General features: G+C 70.3%; 16 protein-coding genes. 10 read left to right on the top strand and 6 right to left on the bottom strand.

Features of this window, described 5'->3' with window-relative positions; all coding sequences use genetic code 11:
- Positions 1–34 precede the first annotated feature (34 nt).
- Positions 35–1,336 (bottom strand): cytochrome c peroxidase, encoded by a 1,302-nt coding sequence (locus tag Q1B08_RS07345; protein ID WP_299816672.1) that lies wholly within the window; start codon positions 1,334–1,336, stop codon positions 35–37.
- A 116-nt stretch (positions 1,337–1,452) separates the two neighbouring features.
- Between Q1B08_RS07345 and typA the strand changes: the two genes are divergently transcribed.
- The 7 genes from typA to Q1B08_RS07310 all read left to right on the top strand — a co-directional run bounded on the left by typA (position 1,453) and on the right by Q1B08_RS07310 (position 9,857).
- A complete protein-coding gene (gene typA / locus Q1B08_RS07340; RefSeq protein WP_299816670.1) occupies positions 1,453–3,273 on the top strand; it encodes a translational GTPase TypA in 1,821 nt (606 codons plus the stop codon).
- 160 nt (positions 3,274–3,433) lie between these two features.
- Positions 3,434–4,444, top strand: a complete 1,011-nt coding sequence (locus Q1B08_RS07335; protein WP_299816668.1) for an ABC transporter substrate-binding protein — start codon at positions 3,434–3,436, stop codon at positions 4,442–4,444.
- Positions 4,444–5,190, top strand: coding sequence for an ABC transporter ATP-binding protein (locus Q1B08_RS07330; protein WP_299816666.1), 747 nt, complete (start codon positions 4,444–4,446; stop codon positions 5,188–5,190). Before Q1B08_RS07335 ends, Q1B08_RS07330 begins: the two co-directional genes overlap by 1 nt.
- A gap of 262 nt (positions 5,191–5,452) precedes the next feature.
- Entirely contained in the window at positions 5,453–6,292 is an 840-nt protein-coding gene (locus Q1B08_RS07325; protein ID WP_299816664.1) for an ABC transporter permease, read from the top strand.
- 460 nt (positions 6,293–6,752) lie between these two features.
- On the top strand, positions 6,753–8,006 hold the full coding sequence (locus Q1B08_RS07320) for an extracellular solute-binding protein (RefSeq protein WP_299816662.1): 1,254 nt from the start codon (positions 6,753–6,755) through the stop codon (positions 8,004–8,006).
- Positions 8,007–8,010: 4 nt separating this feature from the next.
- Entirely contained in the window at positions 8,011–8,904 is an 894-nt protein-coding gene (locus Q1B08_RS07315) for a sugar ABC transporter permease (protein ID WP_299816660.1), read from the top strand.
- Positions 8,901–9,857, top strand: a complete 957-nt coding sequence (locus Q1B08_RS07310; RefSeq protein WP_299816658.1) for a carbohydrate ABC transporter permease — start codon at positions 8,901–8,903, stop codon at positions 9,855–9,857. Before Q1B08_RS07315 ends, Q1B08_RS07310 begins: the two co-directional genes overlap by 4 nt.
- 35 nt (positions 9,858–9,892) lie before the next feature.
- On the opposite strand, the gene rocF is transcribed toward Q1B08_RS07310, so the two are convergent.
- Both rocF and Q1B08_RS07300 read right to left on the bottom strand, forming a co-directional pair.
- Positions 9,893–10,822, bottom strand: coding sequence for an arginase (gene rocF, locus Q1B08_RS07305; protein WP_299816657.1), 930 nt, complete (start codon positions 10,820–10,822; stop codon positions 9,893–9,895).
- A 65-nt stretch (positions 10,823–10,887) separates the two neighbouring features.
- Complete coding sequence (locus Q1B08_RS07300) at positions 10,888–11,376, bottom strand: peroxiredoxin (RefSeq protein ID WP_299816655.1); 489 nt, start codon at positions 11,374–11,376, stop codon at positions 10,888–10,890.
- Positions 11,377–11,539: 163 nt separating this feature from the next.
- Here Q1B08_RS07300 and rsmD point away from each other — a divergent pair, with 163 nt between their 5' ends.
- Positions 11,540–12,082 (top strand): 16S rRNA (guanine(966)-N(2))-methyltransferase RsmD, encoded by a 543-nt coding sequence (gene rsmD, locus Q1B08_RS07295; RefSeq protein ID WP_299816919.1) that lies wholly within the window; start codon positions 11,540–11,542, stop codon positions 12,080–12,082.
- Positions 12,083–12,176: 94 nt separating this feature from the next.
- Here the strand turns inward: rsmD and Q1B08_RS07290 are convergent, their stop codons facing one another.
- Positions 12,177–13,196: a TRAP transporter substrate-binding protein gene (locus Q1B08_RS07290; protein ID WP_299816653.1), complete on the bottom strand. Its 1,020-nt coding sequence runs from the start codon at positions 13,194–13,196 to the stop codon at positions 12,177–12,179.
- 131 nt (positions 13,197–13,327) lie between these two features.
- Here Q1B08_RS07290 and recQ point away from each other — a divergent pair, with 131 nt between their 5' ends.
- Both recQ and yaaA read left to right on the top strand, forming a co-directional pair.
- A complete protein-coding gene (recQ, locus tag Q1B08_RS07285) occupies positions 13,328–15,385 on the top strand; it encodes a DNA helicase RecQ (protein ID WP_299816651.1) in 2,058 nt (685 codons plus the stop codon).
- A gap of 4 nt (positions 15,386–15,389) precedes the next feature.
- Complete coding sequence (yaaA, locus tag Q1B08_RS07280) at positions 15,390–16,160, top strand: peroxide stress protein YaaA (RefSeq protein WP_299816649.1); 771 nt, start codon at positions 15,390–15,392, stop codon at positions 16,158–16,160.
- 13 nt (positions 16,161–16,173) lie between these two features.
- Here the strand turns inward: yaaA and dapE are convergent, their stop codons facing one another.
- Complete coding sequence (gene dapE / locus Q1B08_RS07275) at positions 16,174–17,328, bottom strand: succinyl-diaminopimelate desuccinylase (protein ID WP_299816647.1); 1,155 nt, start codon at positions 17,326–17,328, stop codon at positions 16,174–16,176.
- The gene (locus Q1B08_RS07270; protein ID WP_299816645.1) at positions 17,325–17,660 is read right to left on the bottom strand and encodes a hypothetical protein; all 336 of its coding nucleotides are present in this window, start codon (positions 17,658–17,660) and stop codon (positions 17,325–17,327) included. The genes dapE and Q1B08_RS07270 overlap by 4 nt, the downstream gene beginning before the upstream one ends.
- Positions 17,661–17,695 lie beyond the last annotated feature (35 nt).

The following is a 17,695-nucleotide window of genomic DNA, read 5'->3' as shown; positions in this document are numbered from 1 at the left end:
CGCCCGAAGGCTCCGCGCCCGATCCCGACTCGCTTCAGCGATCCACCGGCAGGCCGGAGGGCACGGCGTCCGGAATGCCCAGCCGCCCGGCCATTGCCGCCTCGTCGCGCAGCGCCGCGAGGAACGCCATCAGCGCTTCGATCTCCCCCTCCGCCAGCACGCGGTCCGGTCCTTCGATGGCGGCGGCGAGCGCGGCGACCTCCGCCGGGTCGTCCATGAACGCCCAGTCCCGCGCCCCGTCGCCCATCTCCGGCAGTACGCTCTTGCACGTATAATCCGCGAGCGCCCGGCGCGGCGCGGCGTGGTCGGCCAGAAAGGCGCGCAGGTCGTCGTAGGCGCCGGCATGGCCCCAGGGGCCGGTTTCGGTCACGTTGCGCAGCGACGGCGTGCGGAAGGCGAAGCGGTCGGCGGCCGCGCCGGTCACACGCATCCGCCCCTCGTCGCGCGCATGCCTCTCGAACCGCGCCCGCTTGCCGGGGCCGAGCTGCGGCTGGCCGGTGGCGTGGAAGTCGTGGTCGGTGAGGAAGGGACCGGAATGGCAGCCGGCACAGCCGAGCTCGCCGTAGAACAGTTCCGCCCCCGTCAGGGCGTCGGGCGAGAGCGCGTCCTCGCCCCGGAGCCAGGCATCGAAGGGCGACGCGTCGGAGCGCCATTCATGCTCCACGAAGGCGGCGACGGCGTCGGAGACGTCGGTGAAGTCGAGCGCGTCGTCGCCCGGGAAGGCATCGCGCCACATCTCCACATAGCCGGGAACCGCCTGAACACGCGCCGCGATCAGGCCCCACGCTCCGCCCGGGCCCGTGATTTCGCCCTTGCGGACGGCGCGGCTGACCTCGTTCTCGGCGTAGTGCCCCGCCATCTCGTCGTCGGCCAAGACCGGGAACATGGTCTGCGCGGACAGGACGGAGTCGAATCCCTCCACCATCTCCGTCCCCATCGGGGTGCGGAACCCGTCCCCCAGAGCTTCCACCCGGCCATCGTGGAACAGCACCGAGAACTCGTGCGCGCCGAGGTTCCACAGCCCCGGCGCGTTGCGCGCCAGCCGCTCCTCCGGCGCGTTCGCCGGATCGACCGCGCGGTCGGGTCCGAGCCCCCGCCCCCCGTCGCCCAAGCCGAGCGACAGCCCGTCGGACGTGCCGAAGCGCGGATGGTGGCAGGTGCCGCAGCTGAGCTCCCGGTTGCCCGACAGGATGGGATCCCAGAACAGAAGCCGCCCCATCTTCACCCGCGCCGGGTCCGTTGCGCGGTAGGCGTCGTCGGTGACGGGCGCGGGGAACTCCATCGCGTTGGCGGACAGGGCGGACAGGGCGGACAGGATAGCGAGAGCGCGCAGCATGGCGGAACACAAGCACAGCCGCCGGGATGACGGTAGCGCGACGTCGCGCCTCTAGGGTGGCAATCGCAGCGAAATGGCGCTAACGCGCCCGCAACCCCGATCTAAGGCTGTCTCTCATGGACCTTCGCAACATTGCGATCATCGCGCATGTCGACCACGGCAAGACCACGCTCGTCGACGAGCTTCTCAAGCAATCCGGCACGTATCGCGAGAACGAGGCCACCGCCGAGCGGGCGATGGATTCGAACGACCTCGAGCGCGAGCGGGGCATCACGATTCTCGCCAAATGCACCTCGGTCGAGTGGAAGGGCGTGCGGATCAACATCGTCGACACGCCGGGCCACGCCGATTTCGGCGGCGAGGTGGAGCGCATCCTCAGCATGGTCGATGGCGTCGTCCTTCTGGTGGACGCGGCCGAGGGGCCGATGCCGCAGACCAAGTTCGTGACCTCCAAGGCGCTGGCCCTCGGGCTCCGCCCGATCGTGGTCCTCAACAAGGTCGACAAGCCGGACGCGGAGCCCGACCGCGCGCTCGACGAAGTGTTCGACCTTTTCGCCAATCTCGGCGCCGACGACGAGCAGCTCGACTTCCCGGCGATGTATGCCTCGGGCCGCTCCGGCTGGGCCGACATGGAGCTCGACGGGCCGCGCGTGAATCTCGACGCGCTCTTCGGCCTGGTTCTGAGCCATGTTCCCTCCCCCAAGCAAGTGGCCGACCGCGAGAAGCCGTTCCGGATGCTCGCCACGACGCTGGGCGCCGATCCGTTCATTGGCCGCATCCTGACCGGCCGGGTCGAGTCGGGCACGCTCCGGACGGGTCAGACCCTGCACGCGCTCTCGCGCAAGGGCGACCGGATCGAGCAGTTCCGCGCGACCAAGATCCTCGCCTTCCGGGGGCTGTCGCAGCAGCCGATCGAGGCGGCCGAGGCGGGCGACATCGTAACCATCGCCGGCATGTCGAAAGCCACCGTGGCCGACACGCTCTGCGACACCTCGATCGACGTGCCGCTTCCGGCGCAGCCGATCGACCCGCCGACGATCACCGTGACCTTCGGCATCAACGACAGCCCGCTCGCCGGGCGCGACGGCAAGAAGGTGCAGTCCCGCGTCATCCGCGAACGCCTGATGCGCGAGGCGGAGACGAACGTCGCCATCAAGGTCTCCGACACGCCCGGCGGCGAGGCCTTCGAGGTCGCGGGTCGCGGCGAATTGCAGATGGGCGTGCTGATCGAGAACATGCGCCGCGAGGGGTTCGAGTTGTCGATCTCGCGCCCGCAGGTCCTGTTCCGCGACGTGGACGGCCAGCGGATGGAGCCGGTCGAGGAAGTCACGATCGACGTGGACGACGAATATTCCGGTGCCGTGATCGAGAAGGTCACCGGCCCCCGGAAGGGCGATCTCGCGGAGATGAAGCCGGCCGGCGCGGGCAAGACCCGGATCATCGCGCATGTCCCCTCGCGCGGGCTGATCGGCTATCACGGGGAGTTCCTGACCGACACGCGCGGCACCGGCGTGATGAACCGCGTGTTCCACGATTGGGCGCCCTACAAGGGCACCATCCCGGGCCGGCGCGCGGGCGTCCTGATCTCGATGGAGACGGGTGTCTCCGTGGCCTACGCGCTCTGGAAGCTCGAGGATCGCGGCCGCTTCTTCATCGGCGCCCAGGAGCAGGTCTACCAGGGGATGATCATCGGCGAGCACGCCCGCGAGAACGACCTCGAGGTGAACCCGCTCAAGGGCAAGCAGCTCACCAACGTGCGCGCCTCCGGAACCGACGAGGCGGTGCGCCTGACGACGCCGGTGACGCTGACGCTGGAACAGGCCATCGCCTATATCGACAACGACGAGCTGGTCGAGGTGACGCCGGGCGCGATCCGCCTTCGCAAACGGTTCCTCGACCCGCACGAGCGCAAGCGGCACGCCAAGGCCGCGAGCTGACGCGACGCGCGCGCTCCGGCCGGCGCCGGGGCCCGCGTTCGCCAGCCAGGGTGCCGGCGCGAAATCGCCCGGCGCCATGTCGCGTGGGAAGACCCGAACACCCCTGTCGGCCCCGTCCAACCGTGCTACAGACGGGTCCGACATCCAGGGAGGGATCACCATGCACGCCACGCGCCGCCAGACGCTCGCCCTTATGGGCGCCGCCGCTTCCGCGCTCGCCACCCCGGCCCTCGCGCAATCCCGCGCGATCAAGGTCGGCGCCCTGCGCTTCACCAGTCACGCGCCGACCTTCATCGCGATGGAGCGGGGCTACTTCGCGGAGGCCGGGCTCGAGGTGGAGCCCGTCTTCTTCCAGGCGGCGCAACCCATGGCCGTGGCCATCGCGGCAGGCGACGTGGACTACGCGATGACCTCGATCACCGGGGGCCTGATCAGCCTCGCGCAGAAGGGCGCGGTCAAGGTGTTCGGCGGCGCGCTCTCCGAGGAGCAGGGCATTCCCGGCCAGTCGATCCTCGTCTCGGGCGCGGCGATGGAGGCGGGCGTGACGGGCCCCGCCGACCTCGGCGGCCGCCGCTGGGGCATGACGACCGCGGGTTCGTCCTTCCACTACATGGGCGCGAAGGTGGCCGAGGCGGAAGGGATCGGGCTCGAGTTCGTCCCGCTCCAGAAGGTTCCCGCGGTGATCGGCGCCCTTCGCACGGGTCAGGTCGACGCCTGGGCCATCGTCCCGCATATCGCCAGCGGCCTTGTGAGCAGCGGCGAGGTGCACGAGATCGGCAAGATCGCCGATTACCTGCCCGGCTACCAGGTCACGACGATGTTCGGCTCCACAGCGAACGTGGCGGACCGGGAGCTCACCGGGGCCTGGCTCGACGCGATGTCGCGGGCGATTGCGGATTACAACGCGACGATGATCGACCAGTCATCCGGCGAGGCGGGCGTGCAGGAGATGGTGTCGCTGCTCGCGCCCTACGTCTATCCGGATCGGACGGTGGAGGAAGCCCGGGGATCGATCGTCGCAGGGACGATGCGGATCAACGGGGGAGCGGCGCTGAACGTGGCCTCGGTGCGCGACCAACTCGAATGGTTCCAGTCCGAAGGGCTGGTGGACAGCTCCATCGCCTTCGGGGATCTCGTCGACACGTCCTACGTGGAGGCGGTCGGCGCCTGATGGAGCTTCGCGTCGCGGGCCTGACGCACCGCTATGGCGAGACCTGCGTTCTCGACGACGTCTCGCTGGAGATCCCGGCGGGGCGGATCGTCTGCGTCGTCGGACCCTCGGGCTGCGGCAAGTCCACGCTTCTGCGGATGCTGGGCGGGCTGGAACGGCCCGCGGCGGGTCGGGTGCTTCAGATCGGCCGCCCGCCCGAGGGGTCGCTCAACCCGCTGACCTACGTGTTTCAGGACTTCGCGCTCCTGCCCTGGCGGGATGTGGCCGGCAACGTGCGCCTCGTGCTGGAAGATCACCGGCTGCCGAACCGGGAGGACGTCATCGCCGACGTGCTCGCCCGGACGCGGCTGACGGAGTTCGCCCGCGCCCTGCCCCGGCAGCTTTCGGGCGGCATGAAGCAGCGCGTGGCCATCGCCCGCGCGCTTGCGGTCCGGCCCGCGGTGATGCTGATGGACGAGCCGCTCTCGGCGCTCGACGCGCAGACGAGGGAGCTGCTGATGGACGACCTGATCGGCCTCTGGATGCGGGAGCGCTTCACGGCGGTCTACGTGACGCACAACCTCGCGGAGGCGGTTCGGCTTGGCCACCGGGTCGTGGTCCTGTCGCGGCGCCCGGGTCGCATCCGGGAGATCGTCGAGATCGACGAACCGCTCGGGGGACGGGGCGCGATGGAGGAGGTGCAGGCGCATCTCTGGGGACTCATGCGCGACGAAGCGCGGGCGGCGGATGCGGAGCTGGTCCCGTGAGGGCCGTCGCCCGGCCTTTCGCGCATATCGGCCGACACCCCGCGCCGCCGCGTCGTGCAAACGACACCAGTGCGCGGGCAAGGCAGCGCCCGGCCTGTAGCCGGACGGGCAATGTCGTGCGCGGAACAGCATCCGCGATCCGATGGCCTCGGCGCAAGGAGACCGTTCGGCTTCGGACCGGAACCGGCCGTCAGCCGAATCCGCCCGCAAGCGCGGGGCAGAACGACCGACTGCCCTCCCTCGCCATCGACTGACCTGCCGCATGACGGACACGACCCATTCCCCACACGGCGCGAGATCCGCGCAGACCGACGGGTCTGCCCGCCCCGTCCCGTTTCGCGGCGGCGGCTTCCGGCCCGCGACGAACCGCTGGGCCGGTCCGCTCGTCTTCGCGCTTCTCATCGCCTTCGTGGAGGTCGGCCTGCGCGCCGGGTGGATCAGCAACCTGACCCTGCCCCTGCCCTCCGACGTCCTCGCGACCTTCGTCCAGCTCTACGAAACCGGCCTCCTCTGGCGACACCTCGTCCCCTCGCTCACCCGCTTCATGGTCGGCGGGACGCTGGGCGCGCTGGCGGGGATCGGGGTCGGCACGCTGATCGGGCTCTTCGGGCTGGCGCGGGCGGGACTGGTGCCGATGGTGGCCGCGCTGTTCCCGGTGCCGAAGATCGCGCTCCTGCCGCTCTTCGTGATCTGGTTCGGCATCGGCGAGGGATCGAAATATGCGCTGATCGCGCTCGGAACCTTCACGCCGATGGTGGTCGCCACCTACGGCGCGGTCGACAATGTGGACCGGACCCTGATCCGGATGGGGCAATCCTTCGGGCTCTCCTGGGGGTCGATCGTGCGCAAGATCGTCCTGCCCGGCGCGATGCCCGGCATCCTGTCGGGTCTGCGCATCGGGCTCGCCATCGCGATCATCCTCCTCGTCGCGGCCGAGATGCTCGGCGCGCAATACGGGATCGGCGCCTACATCCTCGAGGCCGGTTCGCTCTACGATCTGGAACGGCTTTTCGCCGGCGTGGCGATCCTGTCGGTGCTCGGCGTCGCGACGAGCGCGGCCGTGGCCTGGGTCGAGCGGCGCGTGCTGCGCTGGCGTAGCTGACGCTGCAGCGATAAAGCCGTCGCCCTGAGCCGGAGAGCGCCCCATCTGGCAGCCACCGACCGCTCCCGAAAGCACGCCTCACCCGGATGACGTCCGCGATGACGCCCGCCGTTCCCGTCATCCCGGCATCGGCGCCGCTGTGAACCGATCGTCCACGGTGCCGCAAGCGGCCGGATCCGGGATGGCGTGACGGCGGACCACCGGCCGCAAACGACCTGCGCGCCGTGCTATGCCCATGCGCCAGGACCCGACTGACGCCGACAGATGCCTCGCACGCCCGGCATCTTCCCGGACGGGTCGGATCGCCGATCTGCGGTCGGCACGCGGACAGCAGCGAACCGTCGCCTGCGACGATCGCGCACACCCGATCCGCTCGACCGGTCCGGCACCGCCCCCTACCCTAGCGTCCAACGCAGGGAGCCGCGTTCGGAGCCCTCGGTTCGTCAGTGGGGGAATGGACATGCTGCATCAACGGATGGCCGCGTTGGCCTGCGGGCTCGCGCTCGGGACGCCAGTGGCTGCGATCGCGCAGGACGGCCCTCTGACGGTCGCCATGCACTACACGCAGGAGCAGGCCGCGCCCCTTCTCGCCTGTCTCGACGCCTACGAGGCGGACGGCGTGACGGCGGAATACCAGCAGATCAGCTATCGCGACTATCTCCAGACGGTTCTGACCGGGCGCCTGGGCGGGCAGTCGCCGGACATCTACAACGTCTACTCGATCTGGGCGGCGCAGATGGTCGACAACGGCGTGCTCGACGCCCCACCAGTCGCGGTCTCGAAGCTCGTTTCCGAGACCTACAGCGCCGGCACCGTGGACGCGGTGACGATCGACGGCACCGTCTGGGGCGTGCCGACGGAGGTCAGCGCCTACATGCTTGTCTCGAACATGGCGCTCCTGCGCGAGGCGGGCTACGACGCGCCGCCCGCGACCTGGGAGGAGCTGCGCGAGATCGCCCGGACCGTGACCGCGCGCAACGAACAGGGCCGGATCGAGACGGCGGGCTTCGCCTTCGCCGACAGCTCCTCGGGGGCGGGGTTCGTGCATCCGTTCTACGCGCTTCTCTATTCCGAAGGCGCGCGGCCCTATTCGGACGACTTCTCGGAGGCCAACCTCGATGGCCCTGAGGCGGAAGCTGCGCTCGAACGGATGGCGGAACTGGTCGGGGACGGGATCACCGACCTGTCGGTCGACGCCTACGACTTCCCGGCTGGGGGGATCGGCATGATGATCATGGCGAACTGGCTCGAAAGCGAGATCCGCGCGGGTTTCGGCGACAGCTTCGAGGAGGACGTCGTGGTGAGCCCGATCCCCGCCGGCGCGGATTGGCGCACGCTGCAATACGCCTTCTTCATGGGCGTGGACAGCAACAGCGACCGCAAGGAGGCCGCCTGGGACCTCGTCCGGCACCTCAACGCGCCGCGCGAGGACGGGCCCTCCTGCATGGGGGAAATGCTTTCGGGCCTCGGCGCGCTGACCGCGAACACGGCCGACAACGCCGCGATGGGGGAGCCCGACGCCTTCACCGCGCCCTATCTCGCCGCGCTTGAGGAAGGCCGGGCGGTCAGTCAGCCCAACGTCATGCAAGCTGCGGAGATCGAGGGCATGATGGCCCAGACCTTCGAGCGCGTGCTCGCCGGCGACGCGGAGGCCGGGCCGGCGCTGGAATCGCTCGACGGCGAGGTCGAGGACATCCTCTTCGAGTTCTACTGAGCCGATGCGGCCTCGAACGCCGCGCGTCGTCGACGGGCCCGCGGTCGGCGGATGGGCGCCCTGGCTGTTCCTCGCGCCGCTCCTCGTCTTCGCGTTCGTCTTCTTCCTGTTGCCGCTCGGCTTCTCGGTCTGGCTTTCCTTCACCCGCTGGAACCCGCTCGGCGCGCCGTCCTGGGTGGGCCTGCGGCAGTTCGAATACCTGCTGACGCGCGACGACACGTTCTGGCGGACCGTCGTCAACACCTTCGTCTTCGCGTTCGGCTTCGTCGCGATCGGTGTGCCGCTCGCGCTCCTCCTCGCCTTCGCGTTCAGCCGGGCCAGGGGCAAGGCGATCTGGCGGCAGATCTACTACCTGCCGCAACTCACCAACATCGTCGCCATCGCGTATCTTTGGCAGTTCGTCCTCGACGACCGCGACGGGCTCATCAACCGCGCGCTCGGGGCCATCGGCCTGCGCGGGCCGGACTGGCTGACCGATCCGACGATGGCGATGGTCTCGGTCGTGCTGGTGATGATCTGGTACGACGCAGGAAAGAACATGCTGATCTTCTCGGCGGCGCTCGACGGGGTGGACCGGGCGATCTACGACGCGGCGACGCTCGACGGTGCGGGCGCCTGGCGGACGCTGCGCAGCGTCACGCTGCCGATCATCCGCCCGGCCTTCACCTTCGTGACGATCACCAGCTTCATCACCGGGATGGGGTTCTTCTCCCTTATCCTCGCGATGACGGGGGGCGGGCCGCGCGGGGCAACGGAGGTCACGGCGCTCTATACCTATCGCATGGCGTTCGAGGATCTGCGCATGGGCCGCGCCTCGGCCGGGGCGCTCATCCTGTTCGCGATCATCGGGGCGCTGTCGCTCCTGCAGTTCCGCGCGCTTCGGGAACGGTCGCGGTGAGCGCGCCGGACCCGATCGTCGCGGGCGAGACGGCGGGGGTCGCCGCGACCCGGCGCCTCCTGTCGGGCGGCGCGCTGCGCCGGCATGCGGGGGGCGTCCTGAAATACGCGCTGCTGGCGCTTGGGGCCGGGCTGATGATCCTGCCCTTCGCGGACATGTTCGTCGGCGCGCTGCGGGGTCCGGCCGACGTCTACGCCAACCCGCCCCGCTACCTCCCGTCGGAGCCGCAATGGGGCGTCTATGCCCGCGTCTTCGCGGAGCTTCCGATGACAAGGTGGTTCGCCAACTCGGTGATCGTGACGGGCCTCATCACCGCGGCGCAGGTCGCGACCTCGGTCACGGCGGGCTACGCGCTCGCCAAGTACGAGTTTCGCGGGCGGGCCTCGATCTTCCAGCTCGTCGTCGGCGCGCAGATGTTCCCGTTCTTCCTGTTCATCATCCCGATCTTCTTCCTGCTCCGCTTCGTGCCGCTGATGGGCGGCAACGACATCGCCGGACAAGGCGGCTCGGGCCTCCTCGGCACCTACGCCGCGCTCTGCCTGCCCTTCATCGTGACGTGGTACGGGGTGTTCCTGATGCGGCAGTTCTTCATGGGCATTCCCGACGACCTGATGGAGGCCGCCCGGCTCGACGGGGCAAGCGAGTACCGTATCTTCCGGTCGATCATGCTGCCGCTGGTGAAGCCCGCCATCGCGACGCTGACGCTGTTCTCCTTCGTGTACCACTGGAACGAATTCATCTGGACGATGACCGTCACCCGCTCCGCGCCGGAGCTGCAGACGCTGCCCGTAGGCATCTACCTGCTGCAGGGCGCGTTCGAGAGCCTCGATCAGAAATCGCTGCAGCAGGCGGCCCTCGCCGTGTCGATCCTGCCGGTGATCGTCGTGTTCCTCGCCCTGCAGCGCCTGTTCGCCGCTTCGGACACGGCCAATGCGTGGCAAGGGGGCAAGTGAACGCCCCGATCAAGGCCGCCCGGATGCGGCGGCCGTCAGCTCCGCGCGCGCGTCGGCCGGTCGAGCACGGCCTTGCCGAAGAGGGAGGCGACGAGATCCACCATCAGCGTCGCCGTCCGCCCGCGCTCGTCCATGAAGGGGTTGAGCTCGGCGATGTCGAGCGAGGTGACGAGGCCGGAATCGTGCAGCCATTCCATCACCAGATGCGCCTCCCGGAAGGTCGCGCCGCCGGGAACGGTGGTGCCGACGGCGGGCGCGATGCCGGGATCGAGGAAATCGATGTCGAAGCTCACGTGCAGATGCCCCCCGGCCGCCTCCACCCGCTCCAGAAAGGCGCGGAGGGGGGTGGCGATGCCGTGCTCGTCGATGGCGCGCATGTCGGTTACGTCGATCCCCGCCTCGTTCAGCGCCAGCTTCTCGTGCGGGTCGACGGAGCGCAGCCCGATCATGCAGATGCGGGCGGGGTCCACCGTGGCGACCGGCGCGGGGAAGTGCGGCGTGAAGTCCGCGCGTCCGGTGAAATAGGCGACCGGCGTGCCGTGCAGGTTGCCGCTTTCGGTACTCTCGAGGTCGTGGATATCGGAATGCGCGTCGAGCCAGAGCACGAAGAGCGGCCGCCCCGCCGCCTCGGCCCGTCGCGCCATCGCGGGAACGGTGCCCGCGGCCATCAGGTGGTCGCCACCCATGAAGATCGGGAACGTCTCCGCATCGAGCGCGACCGTCTCCGATTGCAGCGCCGCGACCCAGCCGGCGCAGAGGTCGAGGTCGCGGATCGCAGGATTGGGCGCCGGCGGCACCTGCATCTCCTCGGGTGCGAGATTGCGCAGATCGCGCACCTCGTGGCCAAGCTCGCGCAGCATCCGGCCGAGCCCGGCGGTGCGCAGCGCGTCCGGCCCCATGAGGCAGCCGCGCCGCCATGCGCCGGTCTGCACCGGCGCTCCGAGGAGGGTGATGGATCTGGTCATGGGGCCTCCGGGCTACGTTCCCGGTTTTGATGTCACGAACGGGCGGCGAGGCGAACCCCCCGCGTTCAGACTTCCTCGAGAAGCGCCTCGCCGGCGGAGGCGGAGCAGGTGCCGGGCGAGTCCTCGACATGCATCGCCTTGATGACCCCGTTCTCGAGGAGCATGGAGTAGCGCCGGGACCGCCCGTGGAAGCCCGCGGCGGGCGCGTCGAACTGCAGGCCCAGATCGCGGGTGAAGGCGCCGTCCGCATCGGCCAGCAGGTGCAGCCCCGCCTCCGCCGCCCCGGTCTGCTCGCCCCAGGCCTTCATCACGAACGGATCGTTGACCGCGACGCAGACGATCGTGTCCACGCCTTTCTCGGCGAAGGCGTCCTTGTTGCGCACGAAGCTCGGCATGTGGGCCGTGGTGCAGGTGCCGGTGAAGGCCCCCGGCACGCCGAAGAGCGCGACCTTGCCCTGGCCGGCGAGCTCCCGCAGGGAAACCGTCTCGGGACCGTCGGCCCCGATCCGTAGAAGGTCGGCCTCGGGCAGCTTGTCGCCGGTGGTGATGGACATGGTCGAACTCCTCGGAGGTTTGCAACGTCTGTGGCCGGGATATAGCTGTCGGGGCCGTCCGCACCAGTGGAGACGTCATGGATCGTATCGCCGTCATCGAAACCGGGCGCCGCGCATGGTTCGCGGGTTCGCCCCGCAGACCGGGACCGGACGCGAGGCCGGCGTGAGGATCGTCGGCGGACGCTGGCGCGGGCGGCGGCTCGCCTCGGTCGGCAAGGGGGACGCGGCGGCGCATCTGCGGCCCACCACGGACCGGGTGCGGGAATCGATCTTCAACCTGCTCGTCAACGGCGGCTACGCGGACGCGTTCGACGGGGCGGCGGTGCTCGACGTCTTCGCCGGCACGGGCGCGCTGGGGCTCGAGGCGCTGAGCCGCGGGGCTGCGCGGGCGACCTTCGTGGAACGGGGACGGGCCGCGCTGGCCCTGTTGCGGGAGAACGTGGCGCTTCTGGAGGCCGAGGCGCGCATCGTCGCACGTGACGCCCGCCGCCCCGGCCCCGGCACGCCGCACGACCTTGTGTTCCTCGACCCGCCCTACGGGCAGGGGCTGGGCGAGGCGGCGATGGCCGCGCTGCGTGCCGGGGGCTGGATCGCGCCAGAGGCGCTCGTCGTCTGGGAGGAAGGGCGGCCACCGGTCGTCGAGGGGCTCGCCGTCCTGGACCAGCGCCGCTACGGCGACACGATCGTGACGCTCGCGCGGGCGTGACGCGGATCGCGCCTCTCGCCCATCGCGGCCAAAACGAACCATGTGTCCCCGCGCGGACCGGGCGGCCGCGTGCCCTGGCAATCGTCGCGGACGCCTATCGCGACGCCGCGTCCATCGCCGCCTCGGCATCCCGGACCAGTGCCGCGCCGTCGAAGCCCCGCGCGTCCATCTCCGCGATCCAGCTGTCGGTTACGGCATCCCCGAGCGCCCGGATCTCCGCGGTCGCCTCCGGCGAGAGCTCCGCGATCTCGTTGCCCGACGCCGCCATGATCTCGCGCCCCAGCGCATCGCCCGTGTCATGCGCCCGCCCGGCCCAGGCCGCCGCCATCGCGCCGGAATTGGCGTCGATCACCGCCCGCAGGTCCGGGGCCAGACCCTCGTAGACGTCCCTGTTCATCGCCCAGAGGAAATAAAGGTTGTAGAGCGCGTCCTCGCCGACGACGTCCGTGTGGCTGTCCACCAGCTCGTCGAGCTTCAGCGACGGCGACTGCTCCCAGGTGATGAGCCCGCCGTCGAGCACACCCTTGGCCAGCGCCTCGGGAAAGGCCGGAACCGGCATCCCGATCGGGTTCGCGCCGAGGTTGTCGAGAAGAAGCGTGCTCATCCGGGTCGGTCCGCGCAGGTTCAGCCCCCGGAAGTCCGCGACGCCCTCGGGCGCATCGCCCTTCAGGTGCACGAGCCCCGGGCCGTGCATATGCGCGGCGATGACGTGAACGTCCGCGAAATCGTCCATCAGGTGCGTCTGCGTGAAATCCCAAGCCGCGACCGAGGCCGCCTCCGCCGATTTCGGCGTCATGAACGGCAGCTCCAGCGCTTCTGCTTCGGGAAAGCGGCCGGGCTGGTAGCCGGGAATGACCCAGCCGCCATCGACGGCCCCGTCGGCGATCAGGTCGTACATGTTCGCCGCCGATCCGCCGAGCTGCATGAACGGATGGAGCTCGACCGCGATACGTCCGCCCGATTGCGCCTCGATGGCGTCGGCCCAGGGCCGCATGAAATAGGTCGGATTGGCCGAGGCTGGGTTCACGAAGTGCTGGAACCGCAGCGTGACCTCCTGCGCCGCCGCCGGGGTGGCGAGAACCAGCGACAGAAGGATCATCCTGAAATGCGACACGGGCATGTCCCCATATGTTGCGACAGGGTATCCCGGCTATCACGAGGTCTTGCTCGTGCCAATGGCGGGGAACGCCCCCCGACCGGGCCCGCCCCCTTGCTCTGCCGGACACGGTATGGGATTTCGCGCGGATGCAGGACGAGAGCTTCGCGAATACGGCCGCGCCCGCCGATCTTCTGAAATCCGTCTTCGGATTCGACGGGTTCCGCCCCGGACAGGCGGAGATCGTGGGGGCCGTGGTGGCGGGACGCGACGTGCTCGCGATCATGCCCACGGGCGGCGGCAAGTCGCTCTGCTACCAGCTGCCGGCGCTCTGCCGTCCGGGCCTCACGGTGGTGATCTCGCCCCTCATCGCGCTGATGCGCGATCAGGTCCGCGCATTGCAGGCGGCGGGCGTTTCCGCCGGAGCGCTCACCTCCGGCAATACCGAGGAGGAGACGGAGGCCGTCTGGCAGGCGATCGAGGAGGGGCGGCTCAAGCTTCTCTACATCGCGCCGGAACGGCTCGCCTCCACCGCGACGGAACGGATGCTGAAGCGTGCCGACACGCGCCTCATCGCCGTGGACGAGGCGCATTGCGTGAGCCAGTGGGGCCACGACTTCCGCCCCGACTATCTCCGCGTCGGGGAGCTGCGCCGGACGCTCGACGTGCCGCTCGCCGCCTTCACCGCCACGGCGGATGCCGAAACGCGGGCGGAGATCGCTGCGCGGCTCTTCGACGGGACGCCCGAGACCTTCCTTCATGGCTTCGACCGTCCGAACATCGCGCTGGCCTTTCAGCCCAAGGACGGGCCGCGCCGGCAGATCCTGTCCTTCGCCGCCGCCCGCAAGGGGCAGTCCGGCATCGTCTATTGCGGCACCCGCGCCAAGACGGAGGCGCTGGCCCGCGCGCTCCGCGAGGACGGCCATGCCGCCTGTCATTACCACGGCGGCATGGAGGCCGACGACCGCCGGCTGGTCGAGACGCGGTTCCAGCGAGAGGACGGGCTGATCGTCGTGGCCACGGTGGCTTTCGGCATGGGGATCGACAAGCCCGACATCCGCTGGGTTGCCCATGCCGACCTGCCGAAATCTATCGAGGCCTATTACCAGGAGATCGGCCGCGCCGGCCGCGACGGCGCGCCGGCTGACACGCTGACGCTGTTCGGCGCGGACGACATCCGCTACCGCCGCCAGCAGGTCGACGAGGGGCTCGCCCCGCCGGAAATGAAGGCCGCCGATCACGGCCGGCTGAACGCCCTTCTGGGACTGGCGGAGGCGCAGGTCTGCCGCCGCGTGACCCTCCTGCGCTATTTCGGCGAGACGACGGAGCCCTGCGGGAACTGCGACCTCTGCGCCGATCCGCCCGAGCTTTTCGACGCGACGACCGAGGTGCGCAAGGCGCTCTCGGCGATGCTGCGGACGGAGGAGCGGTTCGGGACCGGCCACCTGATCGACGTGCTGACCGGGACGGAGACCGACAAGACCCGTCGCTTCGGCCATGGCAGCCTGCCGACCTGGGGCGTGGGGTCGGACGTGGCGAAGCCCGAGTGGCAGGCGATCTTCCGGCAGATGATGGGCCTCGACCTCGTGCGCCCCGATCCGGCGCGGCACGGCGCGCTGCGGATGACGGAGCCCGCCCGCCCGATCCTGCGCGGCGAGGCCGATGTCACGCTCCGGCGCGACACGATCCGCCGGGCCGAGCGCCGCCCCGCGGTGAAGCAGCTCGTCGCCGAGGAGGACGCGCCGCTCCTGTCCGCGCTCAAGGCCAAGCGCCGAGCGCTGGCCGAACGGCAGGGCGTGCCGGCCTACGTCGTCTTCAACGACCGCACCCTGATCGAGATGGCCGAGACGCGTCCGGAAACGCTCGACGCGATGGCGCGGATCTCGGGCGTCGGCGCGACCAAGCTCGAACGCTACGGCGCGGACTTCCTCGCGGTCGTCACCGGCGGGGCGCCCGACGCCGTCCACCCCGCGCGCCGCAAGCTCGCCGGGCGCGGCGAAGGGGCGATCTACGACCGGCTCCTGTCGGTTCAGAACGACCTCGCGCGCGGGGCGACGGGGCTCGAGAAGCCGATGTCCTGCTCCTCCTCGCAGCTCGCCAAGGTCGCCCGCGCCCGGCCCGACCCGGACGACATCGCCCGCATCCTCGGCGCGCGGCACGCCGAGCGGTTCGGCGACGCCTTTCTTGAAATCCTGCGGAAGGAATGACCCGATGCTGATCGTCCTGTCCCCCGCCAAGAAGCTCGACCCCGCGCCCCGGACGGCGGAGACGACAGCGCCGATCTTCCCGGAGGCGACGGCGGAGCTCGTGGCCGCCGCCCGCGCGCTCGGCATCGAGGACCTGCGCCGGCTCATGTCGATCAGCGAGCCGCTCGCCCGCCTGAACCGCGACCGGTTCCGCGACTGGGCGACGGCCCCGGAGACGCCCGCGATCCATGCCTTCGCCGGCGACACCTATACCGGGCTCGACGCCGCGACGCTCTCGGAGGACGCGCTGCGCCGTGCGGACGGACACCTGCGCATCCTGTCCGGTCTCTATGGCCTGCTTCGCCCGATGGACGCGCTCCGGCCCTACCGGCTGGAGATGGGATCGCGCCTCGCCGGGCCTTGGGGGCGCGACCTGTACGCCTTCTGGGGCGACCGGATCGCCCGGGCCCTGAACCAGGAGGCCGAGGCGGTCGGGGCGCGGATGCTCCTGAATTGCGCCAGCCGGGAATATTTCGACGCGGTGGACCGGACCGCGCTCACCCTGCCGGTCGTGACGCCGACATTCCTGGAGGACAAGCCGGGCGGGCCGAAGATCGTCAGCTTCCATGCCAAGCAGGCGCGCGGCGCGATGGCGCGCTTCGTGGTGGAGAACCGGATCGACGACCCCGCCGACCTCCGCGCCTTCGACGCCGGCGGCTACACGTTCCAGCCCGACCGTTCCACGCCCGAGGCGCCGGTCTTTCTGCGCCCGGATCAGGCCAGGAAGGCCGCCTGAGCTTCGTCTCGGTTCAAATACCCGACCCGGCCGCGAAGTAGTCCCGCAGCACGCGGCCATAGATCGCCTTCAACTGCCCGATCTGCTCCACCCGCACGCGCTCGTCCACCGCGTGCATCCGGTGCCCGACCAGCCCGAACTCCACCACTGGGCAATGGTCCTTCACGAAGCGCGCGTCCGACGTGCCGCCGGCGGTGGACAGGACCGGGGTCACCCCCGTCTCCGCCGCGACGGCGCCGGAGACGAGATCGGAGAGCGCCCCCGGCGGCGTGAGGAAGGACTCGCCGGAGATCTTCGCGTCGACGCCGATCTCGATCCCGGTCGCCGCCGCGACCGCGCGCGCCTCGGATTCGAGCCATGCCACGAGGTCCGCGCCGTCATGAGCGTCGTTGAAGCGGATGTTGACCGCCGCGCGGCTTTCCGCCGGGATCACGTTGGTCGCCGCGTTGCCGGTATCCATCGTCACGACGGCGAGGGTGGACGGATCGAAATGCGCCGTCCCCCCGTCCAGCTCATGCGACGAGAGCCGCGCCATCAGGCGGGCCATCGCCGGCAGCGGGTTCCGCGCGAGATGCGGATAGGCGGAATGGCCCTGCACCCCGCGAAAGGTGAACCAGGCCGAAAGCGAGCCGCGACGACCGATCTTGATCATCTCGCCCAGTCGTTCGGGACAGGTCGGCTCGCCCACGAGGCAGACGTCCATCCGCTCGCCCGCCCCGGCCATCCAGTCGAGGATCGCGACCGTGCCGTCCGTCCCCGGCCCCTCCTCGTCGCCGGTGATGGCGAGCGCGACGGCGCCGTCGGGGGGCGTTCCGGTCACGAAATCCACGGCGGCGGCGGCGAAGGCGGCCACGCCCGACTTCATGTCGGTGGCCCCCCGGCCGTAAAGCCAGCCCGCCTCGATCTCGCCCCCGAACGGGTCGTGCGTCCAGTTGGCGCGGTCGCCCACCGGAACGACATCGGTATGCCCGTTGAAGCCGATCGTGCGCGGATGGCCCTTTGCGCCCCAGCGGGCGTAAAGGTTCGGTACGCCGCCCCGGTCGATGCGCGCGCGGTCGAAGCCCGCGGCCGACAGCACCTCTTGCAAGACCCCGAGCGCCCCGCCCTCCTCCGGCGTGACCGACGGGCAGCGCACGAGGCGCGCGGTCAGGTCCACCGGGTCGATCACGCGTCGTCCTCGCGGAACACGGTGGTCTGCGCCACGATCACCGCGTTCTCCTCCAGCGCCCGGTCCATCAACGCACGCTCGTCCGCCTCGATGTCGTGGCCGTCGGCTTCTCGCTCCTCGAGCGTGCCGTAGCCCGTGACCTCGAGCACGTTCATGCCCGCCGTCTTCAGGACGGCCACCGTCTCGCGCACCGCCTCGTCCTCGTCGACGCCGCCGGCATAGCACATCAGCGCCGCGCCGGACGCGCCGTCGGGCAGACCGTCCTCCAGGCGGCGGCCGACCTCGACCAGAAGGGTGTAGACGTGATGCGGGCGTTTGGGCTTGTCGGACATGGCCTCCGTCTCCGTTTCCGTTCGGCCCGTGTCAA

Source organism: uncultured Jannaschia sp., assembly GCF_947494025.1.
GTDB lineage: Bacteria > Pseudomonadota > Alphaproteobacteria > Rhodobacterales > Rhodobacteraceae > Jannaschia.
This window is presented reverse-complemented; position numbering and strand designations above follow the sequence as displayed.